Raw genomic sequence first — 24,971 nt, 5'->3', positions numbered from 1 at the left:
TAAATGTGCACTGGAATTTGCGTTTCAGTGCACATTTTCTTTCGTTAAAGTTGAACTTTATAGTCTTTTAATTGTTCTCGCAGTGTGGCTTTTAAAAATTTGCCGACAGAAGTTTTTGGAATTTCATTTAAAAATACGACATCGTCCGGAAGCCACCATTTTGCAAAGTCCAGTTCGATTGACTCGATAAGCTCTTCTTTAGATGCCGTTGCACCTTCTTTTAAAACAACACATGCCAACGGACGTTCCTGCCACTTCGGATGCGGAACCGCGATTACGGCTGCTTCGAAAACAGCCGGATGTGACATGAGGGCATTTTCCAGATCAACGGAAGAAATCCATTCCCCGCCGGATTTGATAAGGTCTTTCGTACGATCGGTAAGCTTGATATAGCCTTCTTTTGTATAGACCGCAATGTCACCTGTATAAAGCCAACCATCCCGGAATGCCTCATTCGTCCGTTCATCATTGTAGTATTCAGAGGCTATCCAAGGACCGCGGACACGCAGCTCACCCATTGTTTTTCCATCCCATGGAACCGGGCCATTTTCATTCACCACTTCTGTTTCAATCAGCGAAACCGTCAACCCTTGTGAAACACGGATATTTAACTGTTCATCTTCTGTGTAGTCGTTCATATCGCTTGTTAAATACGACATACTTACAAGCGGTGACGTTTCTGTCATACCGTAGGCGTTGATGTACGGGACACCAAGTTTTTCATTGTAAGCCTGAATTAATCCTTTTGGTGATGCCGAACCACCTGAAATAATTAAACGGACAGAAGAAAGGTCACGCGGATTTTTTTCCTGCTCAGCGAGTGCGCCAAGCCAAATTGTTGGAACACCTGCTGTAATTGTCACCTTTTCTTGTTCAACCAAGTCGAGTATTAAACTTGGTGTCATCATCGGTCCTGGCAATACGATATTGGAGCCGAAATTCAATGCAGCAAATGGGAAGCCCCATGCATTTACATGGAACATCGGCACAACAGGGAGGGCAGTGTCACTTTCTTTAATTGCAAAGGATTCTGCAAGGCCAAGTGCCAGGCTATGAAGCACGATGCTTCGGTGTGTATAGACGACACCTTTTGGCATACCCGTTGTTGCAGAAGTATAGCACATCCCTGCCGGCAGGTTTTCGTCCAGATCTGTCGGGAACTCGAAATTGCCATCCGCTTCCTGAAGGAGCTGTTCATAGCTGTATACATTCGGGAAACTGGATTGCGGAGCGCTTAACTCCTCACCCATGACGATAATATGCTTAACTGTTTTCAGGTGGACAAGCGCAGGCTCGACTAACGGGAATAAATCGCTATCAATCAATAAAATTTCATCTTCGGCATGGTTGATAATATAAACAATATGTTCAGGAGCAAGGCGGATGTTAATTGTGTGTAAAATCGCACCGCTGCATGGAATCGCAAAATACGCTTCCAGGTGCCGGTGATGATTCCAGGCAAATGTGCCGACTTTTGTGCCGCGTTTCATCCCGAGCTTTGTCAGCGCATCCGCTAATTTGTGCGTTCTTTTTACATAGTCATTGAATGTAATGCGATGGGTTTTTGTGGGGCTTGTACGGGAGATAATTTGTTTATTCGGGAAGTACCGTTGTGCACGCTTTAAAAATCCAGTCAAAACTAGTTGTGTATCCATCATAGTTTTTCAGCTCCTCAACGAGAATATATTATAATATATACTCCTGAAGCTGATGGATTATTCTGTGAATAGTAATATACTAGATAATAATTTACAATATCGTACATTTTAACAAATAATAGCAATTAATAAACGACAAGTAATTAGAATGTTATAATAAAGACAATCAAATCTAAGAGGTGAAAAATATGAATTTGCAATCAACGAAAAAGTTAACGAATGGCGTAGAAATGCCTTATTTAGGTTTAGGGGTTTATAAAATGACGGACCGTGATGAAACACTTCAGGCGATTGAAACAGCGCTTGATTTAGGTTACCGTGCAATCGACACAGCTGCGCTTTACTACAATGAAGAAGAAGTAGGGGAAGCAATCCGCCATTCTTCTGTACCGCGCGAGGACATCTTTGTCACAACAAAGGTTTGGAACAGCGACCAAGGGTATGACAATACATTGCGTGCATTTGAAACATCATTGAAAAAGCTTGATATGGATTATGTGGATCTTTATCTGACACATTGGCCGGTCGAGGGTAAATATGTAGATACGTACCGCGCAATTGAGCGCTTATACGATGAGAAGCTTATTCGTGTACCCGGAGTCTCCAACCATCATGAACACCATTTAAAAGAAATTATGGCGACTTGCAATGTCGCGCCAATGGTCAACCAGATCGAAGCCCATCCGTATTTGTCACAGGAGCCGCTTCGCGCATTTTGTAATCAGCAGCAGATTGCAGTAACAGCGTGGTCACCGCTAGGGCGTGGAAATGTTTTAAAAGATGAAACGATTATTCGTATTGCAGATGAATATAATGTATCACCAGCACAAATCATCTTACGTTGGCATTTACAAAATGATGTCATCATCATTCCGAAATCTGTTACAGCTTCACGCATTAAAGAAAATAGTGAGCTCTATCATTTCGAATTAACTAATGAAACAATGCAGCAGTTAAATACATTGAATCGTAATGAACGATTCGGAAAAGATCCGGATAATTTCAATTTTGATTTCTAACATCGTTTTTACTTAGGGGGGAGTAGAACAGTGTTTAAAAATTTTTCGCCGAGTTTGTTTTTCGCGATGTCGGCAGTAACGGTTGTAGTTATTGCACCTTTAATTATGGTTTTTCATCCGATTTTTCAGAATGAATTTTTCCTGTACAATAAGTCTGCCGCTACATTTATTCCAAACCCGATTAATTTTAGACTTGTCCTTTTAACAGGTTTTGTTCTGATTGTGATGTTTTGGCTTTTAGCGTACAGGCGTAATATGAAAGTTTATTTGATTGGTCTATTACTCTTAATATTGAGTATTGGCATTGGTTATTTATCGACTCAAAATTATCTGCTGATTAGCCAGGAACAGTTGGAACGACACTATTTATTTGATGAACAAAAATATCGGTGGGATGAACTCGATGAAGTTGTTTATGAATATGTGGTAGGCAGTAACAAGGGAGATATCACAGTTACAACAAAAACAGGGGATCAGTTTATAATTAAAGAAAAAGAATTGCACTCAACCGGCAGAAGCTTAATCTATCAACTTTCGAGAGCGAATGAAGTAACCTATATTGAGCGTGAAAAAAGATAAGAAAAGGGCGTCCGTAGTTCAATTACGGACGCCTGTTTTTTTAGTTATCTGTAACGATGATCTGCTCGTCTAAAAACGGGTGCATAAATGCTAGCTGAATGGCATGCAATGCATAATCGCCTGATGCGGTTTCACGTGCGCCGTACATTGTATCGCCTACAATCGGGTGACCTAAATGCGCCATATGCACGCGAATCTGATGTGTACGTCCTGTCTCAAGTACAACATGGACAACACATGTCCCTTTATAGCGATTCACTACTTCATAATGTGTAACCGCGTGCTGGCCAGTAGGTGACACGACACGGCGGGTATTGTGATGACGGTCTTTACCGATGGCGGCGTTGATCGTACCGCTGTCTGTACGAAGGTTGCCCTGTACTTCTGCCGCATACGTACGGACAATTGTTTTTTCCTCAATCATGCGATCAAAAATGGACTTGGCAATCGGATGCTTTGCAACAAGCAGTAAGCCGTTTGTTCCTTGGTCCAAACGGTGTACGTGCTCTGCATAATGCCCGCCGTTGTCCACAATATGACGCATTACATGATTCATGCAAGTGTCGTTGTCCATTGGTTCGTTTGGATGTGTCGCCATGCCTTTAGGTTTTGAAACAATTAGGCAGTGCTCATCTTCATAGCGGATATTTACATCACAGCTGTCCGTTGGAATATAGTTCGAAGCGGGAATATCAAAAGCAAATTCGATTTTCGTCCCTTTTTCGAAAGGCTCCTTCCAAATAACTGGCTCGCCATCGATTGTGACTGCCTTAGCCATACGTAATTCATGAACAAGCTTTTTGCCTAAGCGCCACTTTTCGCGCAAAAGGTCTTCAACGGTTTGTCCGTTTTCGTGAATGATATATGTGAACATTAATTTTCCTCCAAATGAAAAATCGTGCTCGTAAAGAACACGATTTTGAATATAGTCTTATTTTAACACAACATCGTTAAAGAATTGACGCGTTGTTTCATCCGGTGCGTCACCTTCTAAACGAGCAACTTCTTCACCGTTCTCGAAATAGATAAGAGTTGGTGTTGCTTGAATATTATAAGTATTCCACTCATCCGTATACTCAAGAATGTTTAATTGATCAACTTGAACATCCAGCTCATCGGCAATCGGCATAAGTTTTGGCGTGTAGTTTTGGCAGTGAGAACATTCAGGACTGAAGAAATAGCCGACAACACCGTCACCTGACTCGATTTTCTCTGCCAGTGCATCAGGTAGAATGATATTTTGATAGTTTTCATCGTCCAGTAAATCGATTGTTGATTGTTTTAAGTTGTCTGTACCGTACGGATTGTTTTCCAGTTTTTCATTGTTTTTCATGTTTGTCAGCACAATAATTGCTGCGAATAATACGACAATAACTGCACCGACAATCGCTAACTTTTTCAAATTATTTCTCCCCCTTTAAAACCTTTAACATATAAAAACTGACTCCTGCTATAATAATAAAGGCAGTAAGCGCCAAAAACGGGATCGTTATGAAGCCTAGCCAGTTTATATACTGACCGGTACATGCTACACGACCACAAGCAGGTGCTGCATCCTGCATAAAAACAAGCTTTTGCAGGCTATAATGATAAAGTGATGTTGCCGCTCCGATCGTAGAGAACACGGCTGTTGTTAATGCAATTTTCGCATTTTTCTGGATGTAGGCAATCGTTGAAATCAGCATAATAGGGTACATTATAATGCGCTGATACCAGCATAATGTACATGGTTCGTAGCCTCGTATTTCAGAAAAATACAATGATCCAAACGTCGCTGTCAACGATACAACCCAAATAATGAGCAAGGCATTTTCAAGTTTTTTTGACATAACGCTACCTCGATATTCAAATTTTAACTTCTATCAGCAGAAGTTTTCATATATATTCTCATTGATTATAGTTTGAATTCAAGAAAAAGTAAATTACTACGTTTATCAAGAGCTATTAAAAGGAAAGTTAAATATGGAGGGGGAGTTTTGCATGACAGATTCATTAGATATGTCCCAATTTGAAAAACCAATGATTATCCGAAATATGACAACAGAGGATATTGACTCAATATTAGAGATACAGAGTATATGCTTTCCAGGCATGGAGCCATGGGAACGAGCACATCTATACAGCCATTTAACGATCTTCCCTGAAGGACAAATGGTAGCCGAGCTTGATGGGAAAGTAATCGGTTCCTGCTCTAGTCTTCGCATTAACTTCGATGAATACGATGACCGCCATACATGGAATGATATTACCGACAATGGCTTTATTACAAATCACAATCCGGATGGCTATAACCTGTACGGAATTGAAGTAATGGTGCACCCGGCATATCGCCGTATGAAAGTTGGTCAAAGGCTTTATGAGGCGCGGAAAGATCTGGCGCGAACACTTAATTTGAAATCAATCATTATTGGCGGCCGAATCCCAAACTACCATGTCCATTCGGATGAGATGAGTCCACGTGATTATGTGGATGCGGTAAGTCGCCATAAAATATATGACCCGGTGCTGACATTCCAGATGATGAACGGCTTTATTTTAATGCGTATCAATCCCAACTATTTACCGGACGATAGAGCTTCAGGCAAGTATGCGACATTAATGGAATGGAACAACGTGGATTACCGACCGCTGACTAAGCGTCACTTCAAGACGAGTTATCCGGTGCGTATTTGTGTTGTGCAATATATGATGCGCGCGATCGATTCCTTTGAAGACTTCGCGAAGCAGTGTGAATACTTTGTGGATGTCGGGTCCGATGCAGGATCTGATTTTGTTGTATTCCCGGAAATTTTCACGACGCAGCTGATGAGTTTCTTAAATGAGAAATCGCCGTCACAGGCTGTACGTAAGCTGACGAAATATACACCTGAATATATCGAGCTGTTTACAAGTTTGGCGGTCCGCTACAATGTCAATATTATCGGCGGTTCGCATTTTGTAGAGGAAGAGGACGAGGAAATCTACAATATCGCCTATTTATTCAGACGTGATGGAACGATTGAAAAACAATATAAAATTCACATCACACCAAATGAACGTAAATGGTGGGGAATCAGTAACGGTGATAAAGTCCGTGTGTTCGATACGGACTGCGGTAAGATTGCCATTCAGATCTGTTATGATATCGAGTTTCCGGAACTTGCACGCATTGCGACAGATATGGGCGCGAATATAATTTTCACACCGTTTTGTACAGAAGATCGTCAAGGCTATTTACGCGTGCGTTATTGTGCACAGTCTCGTGCGATTGAAAATCAGATTTATACGGTTATTTCCGGAACGGTCGGCAACTTGCCTGAAACGGAAAACATGGACATCCAATATGCGCAATCGGCCATTTTCGCACCAAGCGATTTTGAATTTGCGAGGGATGGAATTGTAGGAGAGACGAGTCCGAACCTGGAAATGGTATTGATCGGGGATGTCGATCTGGAAATACTAAGACGACAACGCCAAGACGGTACCGTTAAGCATCTTAAAGACAGACGCCATGACGTTTACCGCGTGGAGTATTTAAAATAATTTACAGAGAAATTCTGCTATTGTAAAAGATAGCAGGATTTTTTTTCATTCAAAAGTATGAGAGGAATAGCGGTGCGTACTATTTAATTGAAATGGTATGATATAGAAAAGTGAAGTTGAAAAGGAAGAGCCAGTATGACAAAAGATCAATCGAATATTGCCATATTAAAAGAAATTGCTGAGCTGTTGAATGAGGAAACAGAGATGATTCCGATGCTGAATGGTGCGCTGTCGAAATTTTTAAGCGGGACGAAATTCGAAACAGGGTGGATTTTCTTTATTGATGAAAAGGGAAAATCCGAGCTTGTCGTGAAACAGGATTTGCCGGATGCGCTTAGCCATAATGATTGTCACTATTTAAAAAAGGGCGGGTGCTGGTGTGTGTCCCGCTTCCGCAATGAAGAATTGAAAAAAGCTTCGAATATTATTGAATGCCAGCGCATAGAAAGTGCCATTGCCGCAAATGTAGGCGACCATAATGAAATTACCCACCATGCGACTGTACCGCTGCAATCAGGGCAGGAACGTTTCGGGCTGCTGAATGTCGCTTCAAGAAATACGGTACGCTTTTCCGATGAAGAGCTGGATTTGCTTGAATCGGTTGCCTTTCAAATGGGTTCGGCGATTAAACGTATTTATTTAACGAATGAACAGCAGGAAATTGCATTAGTTCAGGAACGTAACCGCTTAGCACGCGATTTACATGATTCTGTCAACCAGCTTCTTTTTTCCGTAACACTGACAGCCCGTGCAGGAGTAGAGATGAGCAACGAGCTGGAGATTAAAGAAACATTTAAAGATATTCAGCAGCTTACACAGGAGGCTTTGACGGAAATGCGTGCACTTATTTGGCAGCTCCGTCCGAAAGGTTTGGAAAGCGGACTTATCGAAGCGATTAAAGTGTATGCGGAAATGCTGAGCCTGAAATTAACGGTCAATGTTTCCGGTGTCATTCAATTTCCATCAAGAGTAGAGGAAACGCTATTCCGAATTACTCAGGAAGCATTGAATAATGTACGGAAACATGCGGGTGTTAAAAGTGTGGAAATATATATCAACGTGACGGCTACCGATGTGTTACTCGTTGTAAACGATGCAGGCCATGGTTTTAATGTAGAGGCACATCGCCGTATACCATCGATCGGCATGCAATCAATTATTGACAGGGCACATGCAGTTGGAGGAACCGCGGATTGGGTAAGTGAAATTGGAAAAGGGACAGAATTACTTGTCCGTTTACCGTACTAGGGGGGATTTGATGATACGGGTACTGATAGCAGATGACCATCATGTAGTAAGACGGGGATTATTATTCTTTTTAAAAACTCAAAAGGATATCGAGGTTGTTGGCGAAGCGAAAAACGGATTAGAAGCAGTAGAACTTGTTGAACAACTTTCTCCCGATATTGTTTTAATGGACCTCGTCATGCCTGAGATGGATGGCATCCAGGCGACAAAGAAAATTAAAAACAACTGGCCGCATATTAAAGTACTGATGCTGACAAGTTTTTCGGATAAAGACCATGTGCTGCCGGCAATAGATGCAGGGGCATCAGGCTACCAGCTGAAAGATATCGAACCGGATGATCTAGTGGAATCGATCCGGCAGATTATGCGCGGCGAAAATACGATCCATCCGGAAGCGACTACGCAATTGGAAGAAGGGCTGCGCGAAGATGAGAACAAACCGCATATTTTAAATCCGCTGACACCGAGAGAACAGGACGTATTGGCGGAATTGACAAAGGGTAAAAGCAACAGGGAAATTGCTTCTTCCTTATATGTGACTGAAAAAACGGTTAAAACCCATATATCGAATATTTTTGCGAAGCTCCATGTACAGGACCGTACTCAGGCGGCTTTATATGCAGTGAAGCATAATTTAACGGAAACGAATGAAAGTTAAATGCGGGAAATTGTCTCATCCGAAAAAATTAAAAACCTCACTTTTTCTCCGGCAGGAAAAAAAGTGAGGTTTTTTGTATCGATTATAGAATTTCCTCGTCTGTCGTTTCAGACGGCGGAAGTTTTGTGACTTCAATATACAAAATGTGGTGACCGTCCAGCTCGGTTACTTTGAACCTATAGCCTTCTGATTCAATGATATCGCCTTCTTGAACATCAAAGCGTTGCGTCATGAACCAGCCGCCGATCGTATCGATATCTTCATCTTCAATTGTTGTACCTAAAATATCATTCATTTCCTGCAACAACATTTTAGAGTCAAAGATATAGTGATCTTCTGCGATTTCCTGAATTTCCGGAATTTCATCTTCATCGAATTCATCTTGAATATCACCGATAATTTCCTCGATAATATCTTCAATTGTGACTAAACCGGAAGTACCACCGTATTCATCCATTAAAATAGCCATATGAATACGTTCGTTTTGAATTTTTAACAATAAATCACTGACAGGAATTGTTTCGATTACTCGAATTACCGGTTGCATATAATCATCAACCAGCTTATCGCCGTTTGCCGCATCTTTAATATAGGCTGTTAATAAATGTTTCATGTTAACAAGGCCGATGACATGGTCTTTGTCCCCATCAGTAACTGGGTATCGTGTATATTGTTCAATGCCCATTACTTCAAATACTTCGCGAATCGTTTGACCTCTTTCAATACTGATAATCTCAGTTCGAGGAACCATTATCTCCTTCGCTATCCGATCAGAAAACTCAAAAATACTATTTACATATTCGTATTCCGAGTGGTTAATTTCCCCACCTTTAAAGCTGTCTGATAAAATCATGCGAAGCTCTTCTTCAGAGTGTGCTTCTTCAGATTCAGAAATCATTTTTAAGCCGAAAAGCCCAGTTAATCCACGTGCCGATCCGTTTAAAGCACGGATGAAAGGATACATGATATTATGGAACAGAATTAAAAATCCGGACAGCTTTAATGTTACGGCTTCTGCTTTTTGAATAGCGAGAGTTTTTGGTGCTAATTCCCCTACGACAACGTGTATAAATGTTACGAGTGAGAAGGCAACAATAAATGAAAGAACAGTTGTGACATTACCACTTAAGTTAAAGAACTCAAATACTGGATGAAGAATGATTTCGAAAGTTGGTTCTCCAAGCCATCCGAGTCCTAATGCCGTAATCGTAATTCCGAGCTGACAAGCAGATAAATACTCATCCAGGTTTGAAATTACCTTTTTTGCCCGTATTGCAGATTTATTTCCTTCTGCAACAAGCTGATCGATTTTTGTCGTTCTTACTTTAACTATTGCAAACTCAGTTGCAACAAAAAATGCCGTAGCGGCAATTAAGATAGCAAATGCTATCAACCTAATGGTTAGTTCGATTCCTATGTCTACGTCCAACTATATTCCCTATTTGCGGCGCAAATGAGCGTGGCAAATAAAGAGTACACCTCCTAAAAAAATTTTAATACTACAATCATAAAATATTTATGTAAAAAAAACAATTTATGAATTTGAAAATTGAGGAAAAAATTTGTAGGGGAATTTAATATCCATAATGATAAAAATGAATGATTTACCAAATGTGGATAAATTGATAGAAAATTGAAATTTCAATAGATTTATGCTACTGTGAAATGGTAGATAATGATAATTTAGTAGGCAGAATAATTAGCAAACGCCAGCAACTATAATTTTCTGCAGCCAGCTATTAAATTATGATTACTCGAAACGCGCATAAAAATGGGAGCATCGAAATTCGACTGCTCCCATTTCTTTTTTATTCATAAACGTGAAAGAGCATTAACTCGTGAATCATTTTCTCAAGCTGTTCTTTCTGTTCTTCAGCAGGAGTTTCCCCAAAGAATTTGATGCTTCCGTCTTTATAATATTCCGCTGTATAACGTTTCTGTTCATAGAAAAAGCGGATGGACCACCCCGGAATTTGACTGTTTTCAAATAATGGCTTATAGCTAAAATGTTGAATCATGAAACTTCCCTCCCATTTTTATCGTACAAGAAAGTAGTACATTGTTGCAATTTTTCTTTTTTGAAATTAATAATAGAACATACACATGATGAAGAAAGAGTGAGCAAAATGGGAGAATTTATTTCGCTATTATTCCTGCTTGGTGTTGTAGGGGCAGTCGTTGGTGCAGCGACAAACTATATGGCAATCAAAATGCTGTTCAGACCTTATAAACCTATCTATTTTAAAAGATGGAAGCTGCCGTTAACGCCGGGTCTGATTCCGAAACGCCGCGGGGATTTAGCGATTCAGCTAGGAAAGACTGTTTCGGACTATTTACTGACACCCGAAACAATTAAGAAGAAGTTTTTATCAAAGGAAATACGCGAAAATGTATTAACCTTTGCACAAAATAAAGTGACGCAAGAAATTTTTACTAACGAAAAAACGATTAATGACTGGATTCGTTTGGCGGGTTTCACACAATTGCCGCAAACAGTGGAAGGAAAAGTAGATGAACTTATTCACGTACAATTCCATAAAGTAAAAAATACGTTATCAACAAAATCGATTCGGGAATTGTTACCGAATGATCTGGAGCCTGTGCTGGACGAGAAAATCGAGGAGGCGGTCGTACAGATACTCCAAAAAGGCGAAGATTATTTTATGTCGCCGGAAGGTACGATGACAATCAAAAACATGCTGGATGACTTTTTAACGACAAAAGGTTCATTTGGCGGAATGATCCAAATGTTTTTGGGAGACTCGACATCACTCGTTGATAAAGTACAGCGCGAGCTTATAAAGTTTTTGAAAGCTCCAGGAACAGCCGCGCTTTTACATCGGATTTTCACAACGGAGTGGGAAAAAATTAAAAATCGCCCGGCAATGGACTTTATGAATGATGTAAACTTTGATACGATTGAAACGAGTATCCAAAGCTATGCAAAAAATGCACTGGCATTGGAGGCACGCCTGGATAAAACGATTAATGACTATTGGCCACAAGGAAAAGACTGGGCTGCAAATGAACTGCTGCCTAAAATGATGGATAAAACATTTATTGCAGCAGAAGGAAAAATCGAAGACGTACTAAAGCGATTGAATTTAGCGGAAGTCGTTCGAGAGCAGGTAGATTCTTTCCCTATCGCCAAATTAGAAGAGCTTGTACTAGGTATTATTAGTAAAGAGCTGAAATTAATCACTTGGCTGGGCGGCATTATTGGTGGTCTTGTCGGGATCATTCAAGCGATAATCGTCTTTTTGACGAACTAAAAAGAGAAAGTAGGAATATTACATGATTAATATTTACGAAGATATTAATAAACTTGAAGCAACATTCCGCAAGACTGATGAGTTTCAAAATTTAAAGAACGCAGTGGAAACTGTCCGTGCAGACGAGGAAGCGAAAGTATTATTCACAAACTTCCGCGATGTTCAATTAAAGATGCAGGACAAACAAAATGCTGGTGAAGAAATTACAGAAGAAGAATATGTATTTTTACAAAAAACGGCACAATTGGCTCAGCAAAACGCGAAAATTATCGCAATGCTAGAAGCGGAAATGGCTTTAAGCGCAGTAATCCAAGAAATTAACCGCATTATCACACAGCCAATCCAAGCAATGTACGACGGACTGTAAGATCCAGGAACTTGGATAGAAGTAGAATTCTTTAACTAACGAAAAATTAATAAAGAAGCATATACTTTATAAAATTGATTGGAATGGAGGGGCGACTCCTGGGGGAATAGCACGATGTCTGAGACTTAGGAACAAAAGCTAAGAGCGCCACGTCCTGTGGCAACGCTTTTGTGACCAACATCGTGTTGGCCCCACGCCGTGCCCCCGGAAAGCGTCCCCGGAATGGAAATCAATTTTGCAAACAATAAAAAGTCATTTTTCTGTTATAGAAAAATGGCTTTTTGATTTTAGAAGGGGCTCTTTTTTTATTTCAGGGAGTTTTATAGACGATTATCCGGACTAATTTCACTAAGAAATAAACATGTTTTTTTTCTTCTACCTTAATATTTGTTACAATGAGATAGATTTTTTATTTAATACAATAAGAAGGTAGAGAATAACATGAAAACGATTCATATTAATGAGCATTTCAAAGAAGACTGGACACGTGTTCTTAATCATATAGCCAATTTATTTTACGAAGATTCCGTTATTCAGATCGATCAGGACGGTTCCGATATGTCGATTGAATTTAACAAGTCTATCGATGAAAATTTTACGATTTCCACATTTGCCAAGCTAAAAGTAGATGGACAGGAATATACGAGCGACTATTCGATTAAGTATGAGACAGAAGGAACGGAAAAAGAGCAAAACATCCGAATGAAGCGTGCACTGTCACATGTCATGCTTGATGTACTCGAACAATATTCGGGTATGACGCAGCAGTGGGGGATTTTAACAGGAGTCCGCCCGACAAAGCTTTATCATAAATATCGTAAAGCCGGTATGAATGATGAACAAATTGCCGCGGTACTAAAAGAGGATTACCGAATTTCGGATCAGAAAATCGCATTGATGAAAGCGATTGTTGAGAGACAACTTACGGTGATTCCTGATCTGGACGAGCTTGGCAAGGAAATTTCAATTTATATCGGAGTTCCGTTTTGTCCGACAATGTGTGCGTATTGCACATTCCCGGCCTATGCGATCCAATCAAATCGTAAGGCAGGACGCGTAGAGAAATTTATCGATGGCCTGCATATTGAGCTGCGTGAAATGGGGAAATGGCTGACTGAAAAGAATATGCGCATTACTTCGATTTACTGGGGCGGCGGTACACCGACTTCGATTGAGGCACATGAAATGGATGCATTATATAAAACAATGTTTGATGCTTTCCCGAATCCCGAGTCTATTCGTGAAATTACGGTAGAAGCAGGGCGTCCGGATACAATTACACCCGAGAAAATCGAAGTATTGAAAAAATGGGGCATTGACCGTATTTCTGTTAACCCGCAAAGCTATACGCAAGAAACATTAAAAGCAATTGGCCGCCATCATACTGTTGAAGAAACAGTAGAGAAGTTTTGGCTGTCACGCAATTCCGGAATGAATAATATCAATATGGATTTGATTATCGGCTTGCCGAATGAAGGTATTGAAGAATTCGAGCATTCATTAGCGGAATCGGCAAAAATGCAGCCTGAAAGTTTAACGGTCCATACACTCAGCTTTAAGCGTGCTTCGGAAATGACGCGAAACAAAGACAAGTATAAAGTAGCCGACCGTGATACAGTAGGGAAAATGATGCAGATGGCAACAGAATGGACAGCTGAAAACGGCTATGTTCCATATTACTTATACCGCCAGAAAAATATTTTAGGAAACTTGGAAAACGTCGGCTATTGTAAGCCGCAAGAAGAATCAATCTACAATATTGTCATTATGGAAGAAGTGCAGACAATTTTAGGTATCGGCTGCGGCGCTTCCTCGAAGTTCGTGCATCCGACTACCGGCAAAATTACACAGTTCCACAACCCGAAAGATCCAGCAGCATATATCCTGACATTTGAAGAATCAATCGCCAAGAAAATCGCGATTTTAGATGAGCTATATTCTTAATTTGATGACCTTTAAATATCGACAAATAGCACAGCCAAACTATTGGCATGTGCTATTTGGTTTTTCTGCGAAGGGGACATTTTTATAATAAGATCAACTTGTGTAAACTAGTAAGAGAGTAAAAGAAAAGGATTTGTTGCAATGAAAAAATTAATAGGACTGTTAATGTTCACGTTACTATTCGTAGTAGGATGTACAGAACCAGCCGAAGAAACATACGAAGAACCACTAAAGGAAATGGCCGTCCACTTTATTGATGTAGGACAGGGGGATTCCATTTTCATCGAAGCGCCAAACGGGAAAACAATACTTGTTGACGGTGGTGTAAAGGGTGCCGGTAAGGAAGTTGTCGCCTATTTAAAAGCACAAGGAGTCAACCGGTTGGATTATGTAGTCGCAACACATCCGGATGCCGATCATATTGGCGGACTGATTTCAGTGCTGAATTCCATCTCAATAAAGGAATTTATCGATTCCGGAAAAGTACATACGTCTCAAACATATGAAGAAATGCTAAGCCTCATTCAAGCTAAAAATATTAAGTTTACGATCCCTAAAACGGGAGATGAATTTCAGCTTGAAGACAACCTTACTGTAGAAGTACTTGCTGCAGATGAAACGGCTTCTGATAATAATGATGCTTCAATCGTTCTGCGCGCGGAATACCAAAATATTTCGTTTTTACTTATGGGAGATGCCGATAATGGTGTAGAGCAGGAGCTTTTACAAAAAGGAACCGATGTACAGGCAACCATTTTAAAAGCAGGCCATCACGGATCGAATACGAGCAGTTCGCCTAAATTTGTAGAAGCGGTCAGTCCACTAGCAACTATATTAAGCTATGGTCAGGACAATAAATACGGTCACCCGCATGCAGAAGTAATTGATATACTGAAAAACGTAAACAGTGAAATATATAGTACTGCAGAAGCCGGAACGATTGTAATTACTACAGATGGGGTAATATATGACATAGATGCACAGCAGTGGACAGGTATCGGGGCAACGAATTCGATACCGTTACCAGCCTCAACAAAGAGCAGTAAAGTCGAACTGATCAGTAAAGATGTGCATGAAGAAATTGTTGTCATCCAGAACAATAGTAATCAAGCGGTTAATTTGGAAGGCTGGGAATTAATATCCGTTGAAGGTGATCAAGTATTTAGTTTCCCGGATATTATTTTAACACCAGGTAAAAAGCTTTCGATTACAAGTGGTCCCAATGCAAAAACAGGTGCGGCCGTACTGGAATGGTCGAAAAGACAAATATGGCTAAACAGCGGCGATGCAGCCCAATTAGTCAATGCGAAAGGGGAAGTTGTAAGTGAACTACAATAAATACACGCTGGACCGATTTGATGGAGATTATGCGATTTTTTTAAAACGCCCGGAAGAAACGGAGCAACTTCTGATCCATTATGCTGAAATTCCATCAGAGCTTAAAGAAGGCGATATAGTAAATATTTTGGATGATGGTTTTGAGTATAAGATTGAGTTACTGAAAGAAGAAACTGAAAATCAAAAAACACGTGTTAATAATCTGTTACAGCAATTAAGAAATAAGGAATAACAGGCTTTTATTCCTTAATTAGATTTGTTGTCAAAAATTTAGAAAAATCAAAAAGTAACGGAAATTGTACGCTTTAGTATGGTAAAATGTATGGGTACATATATTAATTTTAGGAGCGTAACAATGGCTATCAAAACAATAATTTTCGATTTAGATGATACTTTATTATTCGATCAACAATCAGTAAAAACGGCATTTGAAAAGACATGTGATTATGCAGCGACCCAAAAAAACGTCGATGCACAGGAATTGGAAGAAGCAGTAAGATCGGCAGCACGCAGTCTTTATGAAAGTTATCCTACATATGACTACACGGTCTTAATCGGTATTAACCCATTTGAAGGTCTTTGGGGAACATTTGATGACCCGACACCGCAATTTCAGCAGATGAAAGAAATTGTACCTGCCTATCGTGCTGAAGCTTGGACAAATGGTTTGGCGGCCCTTGGAATTGAAGATGCAACATTAGGCGCAGAACTTGGGGAGCGTTTTGTAGAAGAACGTAAAAAAGCACCATTTTTCTATGAAGATACATTTGCGGTATTGGATGAATTAAAAGGGAAATACGAGCTTGTGCTATTAACGAACGGTGCACCAAGTTTACAAAATTTAAAGCTGGAGATTACTCCGGAGATTGTACCGTATTTTGACCATGTTATTATTTCAGGTGATTTCGGTAAAGGTAAACCGGATGCTTCAATTTTCGAGTTTGTAATGGAAAAAGCACAGGTTACGAAAGATGAGGCCATTATGGTCGGCGATAATTTAATGACCGATATTTTAGGCTCGTCTCGTGTCGGTATGCGCAACGTTTGGATTAACCGTGAAAGTAAACCGCATAATCCAGAAATTGTCCCGACATATGAAGTAACATCACTTACAGAATTTTTACAGTTAGTGAAAACTTTATAAACTAGCAAACGCACTTTACTTTAAGTAAGTGCGTTTTTGTATTAAAAGAATGAATTTTCTAAAAATTCATGATATAATTTAGATATGAAAGGGATGAAAGAGGTTTTTCTATGGTAAATAATAATAGTTGCCGCTGTGAAAACTGCGGCCGCACAAACAATTCAGTTCAGATCAATCCGATAACGATTGACCATCATACAGCATACCTTTGTTTGGCATGTGAACATGTGCTTCATTTACCTGAAAACAAAAACCGATTCTTCAGCCTTGTACGCCGTAAAAACAGAAAACAGGCCAATCCGGAAATGCAAGGAGCACACCGTATACTGTCAGCATTTATTGCAGTTGGTGTCTTATTTTTCGTTGCGATTGCAGCATTAGGGGTTGCGCAAAGTACAGACATTGTGACATTGCCACTATTTGAAACGGACTCTATTTTAATAAATGAGTATTTATCTTTTTTACAACTAAAAGCATTGTAAAATAAGGACCTGGTGAAACATTCGCCAGGTCCTTTTATTTATTTTCCTAACAGTTCGGAAACAGTCACAAATTCATAGCCCTGTTTTTGGAGTGTTGCAAGCACCTCATCCAATGCATCGGCAGTTGTCTGATGAATATCATGCATTAATATGATACTCCCGTTTTTTGCATGTTCTTTTACGGCCAGTACCGTTTTTTTCGGATCACGGTGCTTCCAGTCAAGTGTATCAATTGTCCACAGTACGTTCGGAACATTCAATTGGTCGGTAATCGTTTTATCATAGCTTCCATAAGGGGGACGGAAGACAGTTGCCCGTTGGCCGATCGTCGATTTAATAAGCGTATCGGTTGACTGGATTTGCTGCTTTACTTCCTTGGATGATAATGTCGTCAGTTTTTTATGATTGAATGTATGGTTGCCGATCTCATGGCCAGCGTTATAGACGGCTTTTAAAATTTCAGGATGTTCCTTCACCTCTTGCCCCACAACAAAAAACGTCGCCTTTGCCTCATACTTCTCCAACGTTTTTAAAATTTGCCTCGTCACTTTTGGGTGGGGACCGTCATCGAATGTTAAGGCAATTTTTTTATCCGTTGCTGGTTTGGGGGGAACTGGTTTTGCTGGCTTTTCCTTTACAACAGGCGGTTTGGCCAATCCATTCGTCAGCACATAGCCTGCCAGCTTATCCGTTGTGACAAACGCCCAACCTTTTACATTTGTGAGCATTTTAACAGAACTGTTTTTACGTAACACGCCAATTTCCGTACTTGAAGAACTGGCAATCTCTCTTACAACTAAATCGGCCGAACCTTTGACGATCATCGCTTTTGAAACAGGTTTTACAAGTGCCTGCCGATTAACAAAACCTGCAAGACTTCCGTATTTTACAAAAACAAAGTCGGCAGTTGCAGACCCGTAAAGCTCTACTATTGTATTTAGATGAAGTTTTCCTTTAATGTCGCTCTCTTTCGTATTCGTCACACGTACTAGAGGCTCTTCTTTTGCTTGTACGAGCATATATTGAGGGGGTGCAGACTTTAAATATTCGCTAGGAATATAGCCTATCACTGTTTTATATTGAATTTCAGCCCATCCATCCGCTTCTGAAAGTACGATAACGGGTGATGCTTTTGACAGTGTAATTACTTTTTGCTTCAATGTTTCATCGAATACGCCGGTCTCTATAGTTGTGATTTTAATTGTGGCAGAAGGGGCTGCTGCAAGGATATGATCGTTATTTAATAGGGAAACACCAACGCTACAGAAAACAATTAATAGGAAATAAAGTATTTTTCTCAACTAAACTCTCCTTTTATTAAAAAGTGAGCGAATAGAGTGAACGGTTGGTGGGATTGGGGTACGGGTCTTCACTTTCGCCAAGTTTTATGTAAGATTTTATCCGGTCGAAGTTTCAACTAATAAGAGATAAAATCGTCCTTTAAACTTATGTATGCGAATGGGGAATGGGTTAAAACAAAAAACTACTGATGAACGAAATTTTCGTTCATCAGTAGTAGAAATAATTAAAGTGAAATAGCTTTTACTTCATCAATATTTTCAAGTTGTGCAACAAAAATTAAATCTTCTGTTGTTACTTCATTATCAACGACAAGCATCATGACTGCAGAGCCGCCGATTTGATCGCGACCAACCTGCATTGTAGCGATATTGATATCTTTTTCTGCCAACTTAGTGGCAACGCGGCCGATTGAACCTGGCTTATCTTGGTTTTTAATATAAAGCAGGTTGCCGTTAGGAATAACATCCACAACGAAACCTTCGACTTTAACGATACGGGCACCAAGACCATTTAATAACGTACCAGCAACAGTATGTTTTTCTGTTTCTGTCACGATTTCTACCGTAATTAAATTTGTAAAGCCTTTAGCAGTTGTTGTTTTATGCTCATTGATCTGAATGCCGATACGTTCAGCCAAGTAACGCGCATTGACATCGTTTACGTGAGAGCCGTGGTTCGTTGAAAGAAGACCTTTAATAGCATTTGCCGTTAATGGACGTACATCGAAGTTAGCGACTTCTCCAGCATAAGAGATATTCAATTGTTTGATGCTTTCTTCAGTAACCTGGATTAAGAACTTACCAAGCTTTTCGGCTAATGCGAAGAACGGTTCTACTTCCGCAAGCTTTTCTTTCGGAATAGACGGCATGTTTACCGGGTTAGTTACAGTACCTGTTTTAAAGAATTTAATGATGTCGTTTGATACATCAACTGCTACTGATTCCTGTGCTTCCACTGTAGATGCACCTAAGTGAGGCGTCGCAATCACTTGCGGCAATGTTAACAGCTTATGGTCTGTTGCTGGCTCTTGTACGAATACATCCAGTGCGGCACCTGCTACTTTACCTTCAACAATCGCATCGTATAGATCATCTTCGTTAATGATACCGCCGCGAGCACAGTTGATAATACGGACACCGTCTTTCATAATGGCAAAACGCTCTTTATTAATGATGTTGCGAGTTTCAGGTAAAAGTGGCGTATGAACAGTTACAAAGTCTGCTGCTGCACATACTTCGTCAACAGTACCTTTTGTAATCCCTAATTCTTTAGCGCGATCTTCAGTTAAAAATGGGTCATAGGCGATTACGTCCATACGTTGACCTTTTGCACGGTAAGCTACTTCAGCACCGATACGTCCCATTCCGATTACACCTAATGTTTTGTTTTTAAGTTCAACCCCAACATAAGACTTGCGATCCCATTTGCCGTTTTTCAGTGTGTTGAATGCTTGCGGAATAAAACGGGCAAGAGATGTCATCATTGCAATTGTATGCTCAGCCGCAGAGTTCGTGTTCCCGTCTGGAGCGTTTACGACAATAATTCCGTATTCTGTTGCGGCATTTAAATCGATGTTGTCAACACCTACACCGGCACGCCCGATTAACTTCAAGTTTTTCGCTGCTTCAATCACTTCGCGTGTAACGGTTGTTTGAGAGCGGACAAGCAATACATCCACATCTGCAATTCGTGCTATTAATTCTTCAGGGGCTAACCCTGTATCAACGATGATATTTAAGTTTAATTCAGTTTCTTGACGCAGCGGGAAAATACCGTCATCACTTAATGGATCTGCAATAAATACGTTGATTGTTTTTGTTGCCTTTTCGATTAATTGTGTTGCTGTCATTATAATCTCTCCTTAAAATTTACTAATATTTTTTTAAATAACTATAAAAAAAAGCCTTCCGTCCCTTACGAATAACGTAAGGGGCGAAAGGCATTCTATAAACAAATCGCGGTACCACCCTTATTCGTTGCCTACTATATGAAAAATAGTCATACAACCTTATCAATATGCGTAACGTGCATGAGACGGAATAGCTTACTTTGGATTTTCGGCTACTCTATTCAAGAGTGGAACATATTTAGCGTATACACTGGTTTACACCGACCACCAGCTCTCTTTGCTATACAAAACTAAATAGTATGTCTCTATCACAATATTTTTTCGTTTTTAAATTTGATAACATCATAAACCCGATTGTTCATCTTTGTCAACGGAATTTTCAAAATTAATAAATAATTAGTGAATTAATTAGCAAATAAGTGCTTGTTTTACGAACGATATTTAGGGAATCTAAATTAAATGTTCGTATTTCGGAAAAAGAATGAAAGCGCTATCGGTATTGATTTGAAGGGATTTGTTTGAATTTACAGAAAAATTACGAGTCATAGCATTTATCGGAAAAATAATGATTTTACTATTTCAATAAAATTTTGTCGTAATTTAAATTTTCAATGCTCTAAAGAAAAATAATTAGAAGGGGAAATAAAAAATACAACGAAATTGTATAACAGGTGCACTGACAAAGGGGGAGTAGAAAATGCATTATGATGCAATCGTAATCGGAGCGGGGTTAGCAGGATTAACTGCAGTTTGTCAGCTCATAGATGCTCGAAAAAAGGTATTGCTTGTTGATCAGGAGCCCGAGAATTCAATCGGGGGTCAGGCATTTTGGTCATTTGGAGGACTGTTTTTAGTAGATACTCCCGAACAGCGAAGGTTGGGTATAAAAGACAGCAAGGAGCTCGCATGGCAAGATTGGCGCGGCTCTGCAGGGTTTGACCGATTAGAGGATGAGGATTACTGGGCATATGAATGGGCAAAGGCTTATGTGGATTTTGCAGCGGGAGAAAAATATGATTGGCTAAAATCGCAAGGCATTCAATTTTTTCCGGTTGTAGGATGGGCAGAGCGCGGGGGTGCTTTAGCAGGCGGACATGGAAATTCGGTTCCCCGCTTTCATATCGTTTGGGGAACTGGCCCCGCGATTGTAGAAGCATTTTCAAGTAAAGTATTGCAGGCTTCGGAAAATGGTTTAATCGATTATTTGCCGCGCCGCCAAGTGACAGGATTAATGACTGAAGATGGGGCTGTTACGGGCATTCAAGGGAATATTTTAGATAATAGTATCATACGCCGCGGGGAAGAAAGTTCCAGAGAAGTCATCGGAACATTTGAATATACGGCAGATGCAGTCGTAGTAGCAAGCGGTGGTATCGGAGCGAATTTAGAACTTATCAAAGAAAATTGGCCGTCACGACTAGGTACGCCGCCGGAAAATATGGTGTCCGGCGTACCTGCATTTGTAGATGGAAAAATGCTCGAAATTACCGAACGGGCAGGCGGGCGTATCGTCAATCGAGACCGTATGTGGCATTATACGGAAGGATTGAAAAACTGGGATCCGATATGGGAAAACCATGGAATCCGTATACTACCAGGCCCTTCATCGATGTGGTTTGATGCAACAGGAAACCGTTTCAAAGCACCGAACTTTCCCGGCTTTGATACACTCAGCACACTTGAAGCAATTCAAAAAACAGGGTATGACTATTCCTGGTTTATTTTGACGGAAAAAATAATCGAGAAGGAATTTGCATTATCCGGCTCTGAGCAAAATATGGATTTGACTAATAAAAGTATAAAGGACGTGCTGAAGCGTGTTTTACCAGGACCGCCTAAAGCCGTTCAGGCATTCAAAGAAAACGGGGAAGACTTTGTCATTGCGGATAGCTTAAAAGATTTAGTCGATGGTATGAACAAACTGGCAGGCAATGATTTGCTGGATTTTATGCAAATTAAAGAGCAGATTTTAGCAAGGGACCGTGAAATTGAAAATACTTTCTCAAAAGATGCACAAATTAATGCACTGCATGGAGCAAGAAACTATATTGGTGATAAATTGATCCGTGCAGCGAAACCCCATAAGATTCTGGATCCGAAAGCCGGACCGTTAATTGCGGTACGTTTAAATATACTCACAAGAAAAACATTAGGGGGATTACAAACCAATTTAAACGGGCAAGTACTAAATGACGAGGGCAACCCTGTCCAAGGACTATTTGCGGCAGGAGAAGTCAGCGGTTTTGGCGGCGGTGGTGTACATGGCTACCGTTCATTGGAAGGCACATTTTTAGGCGGGTGCTTATTTACGGGCTTGCAGGTCGGTAAATATTTAGCCGCTTTCAATCCTGTACCGAACAAAGCCAAAGCATTGGAAGTATGAAAATAAAGGAGTTATGAAATCATTTGTCGAAATGAATGGTTATTCATAAATGAGGGGTGTATACAATTGAACTTTGAAACAATTAAGCTGGAAATTGCGGAGCGAAAAGCAACATTAACATTAAATCGCCCGAATGCCATGAATGCAATGGATTTTACAATGATGCGCGAGTTGGCGGACTGCTTTGAAGCGCTACATAATGAAAAGGATATTCAAATTCTTATCATTAGAGGGGAAGGGAGAGTCTTCTCTGCTGGCGGCGATGTAAAAATGATGGTTTCATCAGATGACTTTTCTGATTTCGGAACGATTATGGAAGACATTTCACGTTTAGTGAAAGCTTATTATACACTTCCGATGATTACGATTGCTCAAATTCATGGAGCTGCAGCCGGATTAGGATTTAGCCTGGCATTAGGAAGCGATATCATTGTGGCGGAGCAATCGAGTAAATTGGCGATGAACTTTATCGGAATCGGTTTAGTTCCTGACGGTGCCGGACACTTCTTTATGAAGGAACGTCTCGGAACACCAAAAGCGAAGCAAATGATATGGGAAGGAAAAGTGTTAAACGGTGATGAAGCGTTAACATTAGGACTCATTGATTATAATGTGGAGGATGGTCAGGCACCGGTAACTGTGGACCAACTTGTCGGCAAGCTGCTGGCATCACCGATTTTGGCGAAGATCGAAACAAAGCTGATCTTGCATAATGCGAACCTGCCTGTGTTGGAGCAAATACTGGAAGGCGAATCGGCAGGGCAGGTGAAAATGCGCCAGACGCAAGACCATTTAGAAGGCATTCAGGCTTTCATAGGAAAGAGAATGCCACAGTTTGAAGGGAAGTAAATATTGTCGGAGGATACTGGTGCAACAATGCTGGTGCCTCCTTTTTTATTGGGGAATAAAATATTACTGTACAACATTACCGAATGCTTATATGATAGTGAAAGACGAAAAATGGAGGTAACTTCATGGACCAAATTTGGCTATCAGACAACCGGCGACATTTCGTACACAATGTGTATTGTCCCAATGTAAATGATGCGATTGCAATTTGCGAAATTGAATTAAAACAGCTGGATCAGGAACATAGTAATTACTTGGAAGTCCCGTTCGAGCAATATTATGAAATACATGCCCATTTTGATAATAGCGATATTATTAAACAAGGTGCATTCACATATGAGCAAGTTCGTCACATATTAGATGCTGGAAATATCCATAATTTAGTAATTGATGAAAGAGGCTGCATCGATTTTAAGAAAGAAACAATCGGAATGAGTACCGCAATTTCTTTCGCCCAAAGTAAGTGGAATGGTGCAGAGCGAAGTACCGCAGTTGAAAATGCTGTACTGACAGGTTTAACAGTTATAGGGGAACCATTTGCCGAAGAAATCATCAAAAAGCAAATCGATAACCTGAATATTGTTGACCATATTGAACTGGATGAAGGCATTTCAAGTGCCGTAAAGAAAAACGGTGCAAAAGCAGTAGTGAAAAAGATGGCTAGTACGGCCACGAAAAAGGCGATGTACAGCTCTGTTATTGCTAAAAAGACCATCACCTTACTCAATGCAAATGTAGTAACAGGAGCAATTGTAACAGGTGTCATGTCGAGCGTAGATATCATTCGGATGATTAAAAACCAGATGTCTCCGGCGCAACTATTTAAAAATATTTCCAAAACGGCTGCAAGTGTTGCCGGGAGTATTATCGGTTTAATCGTAGGTGGGGGAGTCGGCCTGTCAATTCCGAATGTTAGTACAACTGTCATTAGCTTAATCGGCGGTATCATCGGTCTTATTGTAGGGAGTATACTGACGACGACGATTGTCAAAAAAGTGCTTGATCTATTTATAAAAGATGACGCGGTTAAAATGCTGGAAATTTTTAATGAGGAACTTGTTGATTTAGTGGAGCAATATTTGCTAAATGAAAAAGAGCTCCAGCTCGTGTTAAGTGATTTTAATGAATTGTATAATATGCAGGAAGAATTCCGGAAGATGTATGCGACAGAAGATCGTACGGCATATGCCAGAGCTATGATTGAAAAGGAATTGAATCGGATTGTCCGGCTGCGCATGTATTTACAAGTGCCCACAAACGAAGAGCTCTATGTGGCGATTAAACGTTTAGTAAAATAAGAAGGTGCCCTGAATTTTCAGGGCACCTTCTCGTTTATCCCGCACTGGCGGGAGGTCAA

At 40.3% G+C, this 24,971-nt stretch carries 23 protein-coding genes and 1 other annotated feature; of the genes, 15 read left to right on the top strand and 8 right to left on the bottom strand.

The features are described 5' to 3' along the window. Positions 1-44: 44 nt before the first annotated feature. Positions 45-1,658, bottom strand: coding sequence for a long-chain fatty acid--CoA ligase (locus tag MKX73_RS04020; RefSeq protein WP_340716402.1), 1,614 nt, complete (start codon positions 1,656-1,658; stop codon positions 45-47). Between the two features lie 188 nt (positions 1,659-1,846). Between MKX73_RS04020 and MKX73_RS04015 the strand changes: the two genes are divergently transcribed. Together MKX73_RS04015 and MKX73_RS04010 are read left to right on the top strand one after the other, a co-directional pair. Further along, entirely contained in the window at positions 1,847-2,677 is an 831-nt protein-coding gene (locus MKX73_RS04015; protein ID WP_340716401.1) for an aldo/keto reductase, read from the top strand. Between the two features lie 30 nt (positions 2,678-2,707). Further along, a complete protein-coding gene (locus MKX73_RS04010) occupies positions 2,708-3,256 on the top strand; it encodes an acyl dehydratase (RefSeq protein ID WP_340716400.1) in 549 nt (182 codons plus the stop codon). A 40-nt stretch (positions 3,257-3,296) separates the two neighbouring features. Here MKX73_RS04010 and MKX73_RS04005 read toward each other — a convergent pair whose 3' ends face one another. The 3 genes from MKX73_RS04005 to MKX73_RS03995 are packed head-to-tail and all read right to left on the bottom strand — an operon-like array spanning position 3,297 to position 5,085. Continuing rightward, positions 3,297-4,130, bottom strand: coding sequence for an RluA family pseudouridine synthase (locus MKX73_RS04005; RefSeq protein ID WP_340716399.1), 834 nt, complete (start codon positions 4,128-4,130; stop codon positions 3,297-3,299). Between the two features lie 57 nt (positions 4,131-4,187). Then, positions 4,188-4,658 (bottom strand): thioredoxin family protein, encoded by a 471-nt coding sequence (locus MKX73_RS04000; protein ID WP_340716398.1) that lies wholly within the window; start codon positions 4,656-4,658, stop codon positions 4,188-4,190. Position 4,659: 1 nt separating this feature from the next. Continuing rightward, complete coding sequence (locus MKX73_RS03995) at positions 4,660-5,085, bottom strand: disulfide oxidoreductase (protein WP_340716397.1); 426 nt, start codon at positions 5,083-5,085, stop codon at positions 4,660-4,662. A 151-nt stretch (positions 5,086-5,236) separates the two neighbouring features. On the opposite strand from MKX73_RS03995, the gene MKX73_RS03990 reads away from it, so the two are divergent. The 3 genes from MKX73_RS03990 (at position 5,237) to MKX73_RS03980 (ending at position 8,684) form a co-directional block, all read left to right on the top strand. Beyond that, positions 5,237-6,778, top strand: a complete 1,542-nt coding sequence (locus tag MKX73_RS03990) for a GNAT family N-acetyltransferase (RefSeq protein WP_340716396.1) — start codon at positions 5,237-5,239, stop codon at positions 6,776-6,778. Between the two features lie 135 nt (positions 6,779-6,913). Further along, positions 6,914-8,026 carry a GAF domain-containing sensor histidine kinase gene (locus MKX73_RS03985; RefSeq protein ID WP_340716395.1) on the top strand — a complete coding sequence of 371 codons (1,113 nt, stop codon included), beginning with the start codon at positions 6,914-6,916 and terminating at the stop codon, positions 8,024-8,026. Between the two features lie 10 nt (positions 8,027-8,036). Beyond that, complete coding sequence (locus tag MKX73_RS03980) at positions 8,037-8,684, top strand: response regulator transcription factor (protein WP_340716394.1); 648 nt, start codon at positions 8,037-8,039, stop codon at positions 8,682-8,684. An 82-nt stretch (positions 8,685-8,766) separates the two neighbouring features. Here MKX73_RS03980 and MKX73_RS03975 read toward each other — a convergent pair whose 3' ends face one another. Both MKX73_RS03975 and MKX73_RS03970 read right to left on the bottom strand, forming a co-directional pair. Continuing rightward, positions 8,767-10,077 carry a hemolysin family protein gene (locus tag MKX73_RS03975; protein WP_340718840.1) on the bottom strand — a complete coding sequence of 437 codons (1,311 nt, stop codon included), beginning with the start codon at positions 10,075-10,077 and terminating at the stop codon, positions 8,767-8,769. A 415-nt stretch (positions 10,078-10,492) separates the two neighbouring features. Next, the gene (locus MKX73_RS03970; RefSeq protein WP_340716393.1) at positions 10,493-10,702 is read right to left on the bottom strand and encodes a YheE family protein; all 210 of its coding nucleotides are present in this window, start codon (positions 10,700-10,702) and stop codon (positions 10,493-10,495) included. Positions 10,703-10,810: 108 nt separating this feature from the next. Here MKX73_RS03970 and MKX73_RS03965 point away from each other — a divergent pair, with 108 nt between their 5' ends. From MKX73_RS03965 to MKX73_RS03935, 7 genes are all read left to right on the top strand, one after another. Then, positions 10,811-11,956 (top strand): DUF445 family protein, encoded by a 1,146-nt coding sequence (locus MKX73_RS03965; protein WP_340716392.1) that lies wholly within the window; start codon positions 10,811-10,813, stop codon positions 11,954-11,956. 22 nt (positions 11,957-11,978) lie between these two features. Next, the gene (locus MKX73_RS03960) at positions 11,979-12,323 is read left to right on the top strand and encodes a YlbF family regulator (protein WP_065216702.1); all 345 of its coding nucleotides are present in this window, start codon (positions 11,979-11,981) and stop codon (positions 12,321-12,323) included. Between the two features lie 441 nt (positions 12,324-12,764). Further along, complete coding sequence (locus MKX73_RS03955) at positions 12,765-14,267, top strand: coproporphyrinogen III oxidase (protein WP_340716391.1); 1,503 nt, start codon at positions 12,765-12,767, stop codon at positions 14,265-14,267. 141 nt (positions 14,268-14,408) lie between these two features. Beyond that, positions 14,409-15,605: an MBL fold metallo-hydrolase gene (locus MKX73_RS03950; protein WP_340716390.1), complete on the top strand. Its 1,197-nt coding sequence runs from the start codon at positions 14,409-14,411 to the stop codon at positions 15,603-15,605. Continuing rightward, positions 15,592-15,837 (top strand): DUF3006 domain-containing protein, encoded by a 246-nt coding sequence (locus tag MKX73_RS03945; protein WP_079524488.1) that lies wholly within the window; start codon positions 15,592-15,594, stop codon positions 15,835-15,837. The genes MKX73_RS03950 and MKX73_RS03945 overlap by 14 nt, the downstream gene beginning before the upstream one ends. 123 nt (positions 15,838-15,960) lie before the next feature. Continuing rightward, a complete protein-coding gene (locus tag MKX73_RS03940) occupies positions 15,961-16,749 on the top strand; it encodes an HAD family hydrolase (RefSeq protein WP_340716389.1) in 789 nt (262 codons plus the stop codon). Positions 16,750-16,859: 110 nt separating this feature from the next. After that, entirely contained in the window at positions 16,860-17,231 is a 372-nt protein-coding gene (locus MKX73_RS03935) for a DNA polymerase III subunit delta (protein ID WP_340716388.1), read from the top strand. 38 nt (positions 17,232-17,269) lie between these two features. Here the strand turns inward: MKX73_RS03935 and MKX73_RS03930 are convergent, their stop codons facing one another. After that, positions 17,270-18,532: a polysaccharide deacetylase family protein gene (locus tag MKX73_RS03930; protein ID WP_340716387.1), complete on the bottom strand. Its 1,263-nt coding sequence runs from the start codon at positions 18,530-18,532 to the stop codon at positions 17,270-17,272. A gap of 224 nt (positions 18,533-18,756) precedes the next feature. Beyond that, positions 18,757-20,382 (bottom strand): phosphoglycerate dehydrogenase, encoded by a 1,626-nt coding sequence (serA, locus tag MKX73_RS03925; RefSeq protein WP_340716386.1) that lies wholly within the window; start codon positions 20,380-20,382, stop codon positions 18,757-18,759. Positions 20,383-20,458: 76 nt separating this feature from the next. Further along, positions 20,459-20,703 (bottom strand) — a binding site (T-box leader). 376 nt (positions 20,704-21,079) lie between these two features. Here serA and MKX73_RS03920 point away from each other — a divergent pair. From MKX73_RS03920 to MKX73_RS03910, 3 genes are all read left to right on the top strand, one after another. Then, positions 21,080-22,765 carry an FAD-binding dehydrogenase gene (locus MKX73_RS03920; RefSeq protein WP_340716385.1) on the top strand — a complete coding sequence of 562 codons (1,686 nt, stop codon included), beginning with the start codon at positions 21,080-21,082 and terminating at the stop codon, positions 22,763-22,765. A gap of 66 nt (positions 22,766-22,831) precedes the next feature. Continuing rightward, entirely contained in the window at positions 22,832-23,614 is a 783-nt protein-coding gene (locus tag MKX73_RS03915) for an enoyl-CoA hydratase (RefSeq protein WP_340716384.1), read from the top strand. A 125-nt stretch (positions 23,615-23,739) separates the two neighbouring features. Next, a complete protein-coding gene (locus MKX73_RS03910) occupies positions 23,740-24,912 on the top strand; it encodes a hypothetical protein (protein WP_340716383.1) in 1,173 nt (390 codons plus the stop codon). Positions 24,913-24,971: the final 59 nt, after the last annotated feature.

It is taken from the genome of Solibacillus sp. FSL W7-1436 (assembly GCF_038007305.1).
GTDB lineage: Bacteria > Bacillota > Bacilli > Bacillales_A > Planococcaceae > Solibacillus.
The sequence above is the reverse complement of the archived record's forward strand: the minus strand, read 5'-3'. Positions and strand labels throughout refer to the sequence as shown.

What these genes read in the sequence shown, in the direction of transcription:
- MKX73_RS04020 (WP_340716402.1), bottom strand. Translation starts at nt 1,658, where the DNA reads ATGATGGATACACAACTAGTTTTGACTGGATTTTTAAAGCGTGCACAA.
- MKX73_RS04015 (WP_340716401.1), top strand. Translation starts at nt 1,847, where the DNA reads ATGAATTTGCAATCAACGAAAAAGTTAACGAATGGCGTAGAAATGCCT.
- MKX73_RS04005 (WP_340716399.1), bottom strand. Translation starts at nt 4,130, where the DNA reads ATGTTCACATATATCATTCACGAAAACGGACAAACCGTTGAAGACCTT.
- MKX73_RS03995 (WP_340716397.1), bottom strand. Translation starts at nt 5,085, where the DNA reads ATGTCAAAAAAACTTGAAAATGCCTTGCTCATTATTTGGGTTGTATCG.
- MKX73_RS03990 (WP_340716396.1), top strand. Translation starts at nt 5,237, where the DNA reads ATGACAGATTCATTAGATATGTCCCAATTTGAAAAACCAATGATTATC.
- MKX73_RS03985 (WP_340716395.1), top strand. Translation starts at nt 6,914, where the DNA reads ATGACAAAAGATCAATCGAATATTGCCATATTAAAAGAAATTGCTGAG.
- MKX73_RS03980 (WP_340716394.1), top strand. Translation starts at nt 8,037, where the DNA reads ATGATACGGGTACTGATAGCAGATGACCATCATGTAGTAAGACGGGGA.
- MKX73_RS03970 (WP_340716393.1), bottom strand. Translation starts at nt 10,702, where the DNA reads ATGATTCAACATTTTAGCTATAAGCCATTATTTGAAAACAGTCAAATT.
- MKX73_RS03965 (WP_340716392.1), top strand. Translation starts at nt 10,811, where the DNA reads ATGGGAGAATTTATTTCGCTATTATTCCTGCTTGGTGTTGTAGGGGCA.
- MKX73_RS03960 (WP_065216702.1), top strand. Translation starts at nt 11,979, where the DNA reads ATGATTAATATTTACGAAGATATTAATAAACTTGAAGCAACATTCCGC.
- MKX73_RS03955 (WP_340716391.1), top strand. Translation starts at nt 12,765, where the DNA reads ATGAAAACGATTCATATTAATGAGCATTTCAAAGAAGACTGGACACGT.
- MKX73_RS03950 (WP_340716390.1), top strand. Translation starts at nt 14,409, where the DNA reads ATGAAAAAATTAATAGGACTGTTAATGTTCACGTTACTATTCGTAGTA.
- MKX73_RS03940 (WP_340716389.1), top strand. Translation starts at nt 15,961, where the DNA reads ATGGCTATCAAAACAATAATTTTCGATTTAGATGATACTTTATTATTC.
- MKX73_RS03935 (WP_340716388.1), top strand. Translation starts at nt 16,860, where the DNA reads ATGGTAAATAATAATAGTTGCCGCTGTGAAAACTGCGGCCGCACAAAC.
- serA (WP_340716386.1), bottom strand. Translation starts at nt 20,382, where the DNA reads ATGACAGCAACACAATTAATCGAAAAGGCAACAAAAACAATCAACGTA.
- MKX73_RS03920 (WP_340716385.1), top strand. Translation starts at nt 21,080, where the DNA reads ATGCATTATGATGCAATCGTAATCGGAGCGGGGTTAGCAGGATTAACT.
- MKX73_RS03910 (WP_340716383.1), top strand. Translation starts at nt 23,740, where the DNA reads ATGGACCAAATTTGGCTATCAGACAACCGGCGACATTTCGTACACAAT.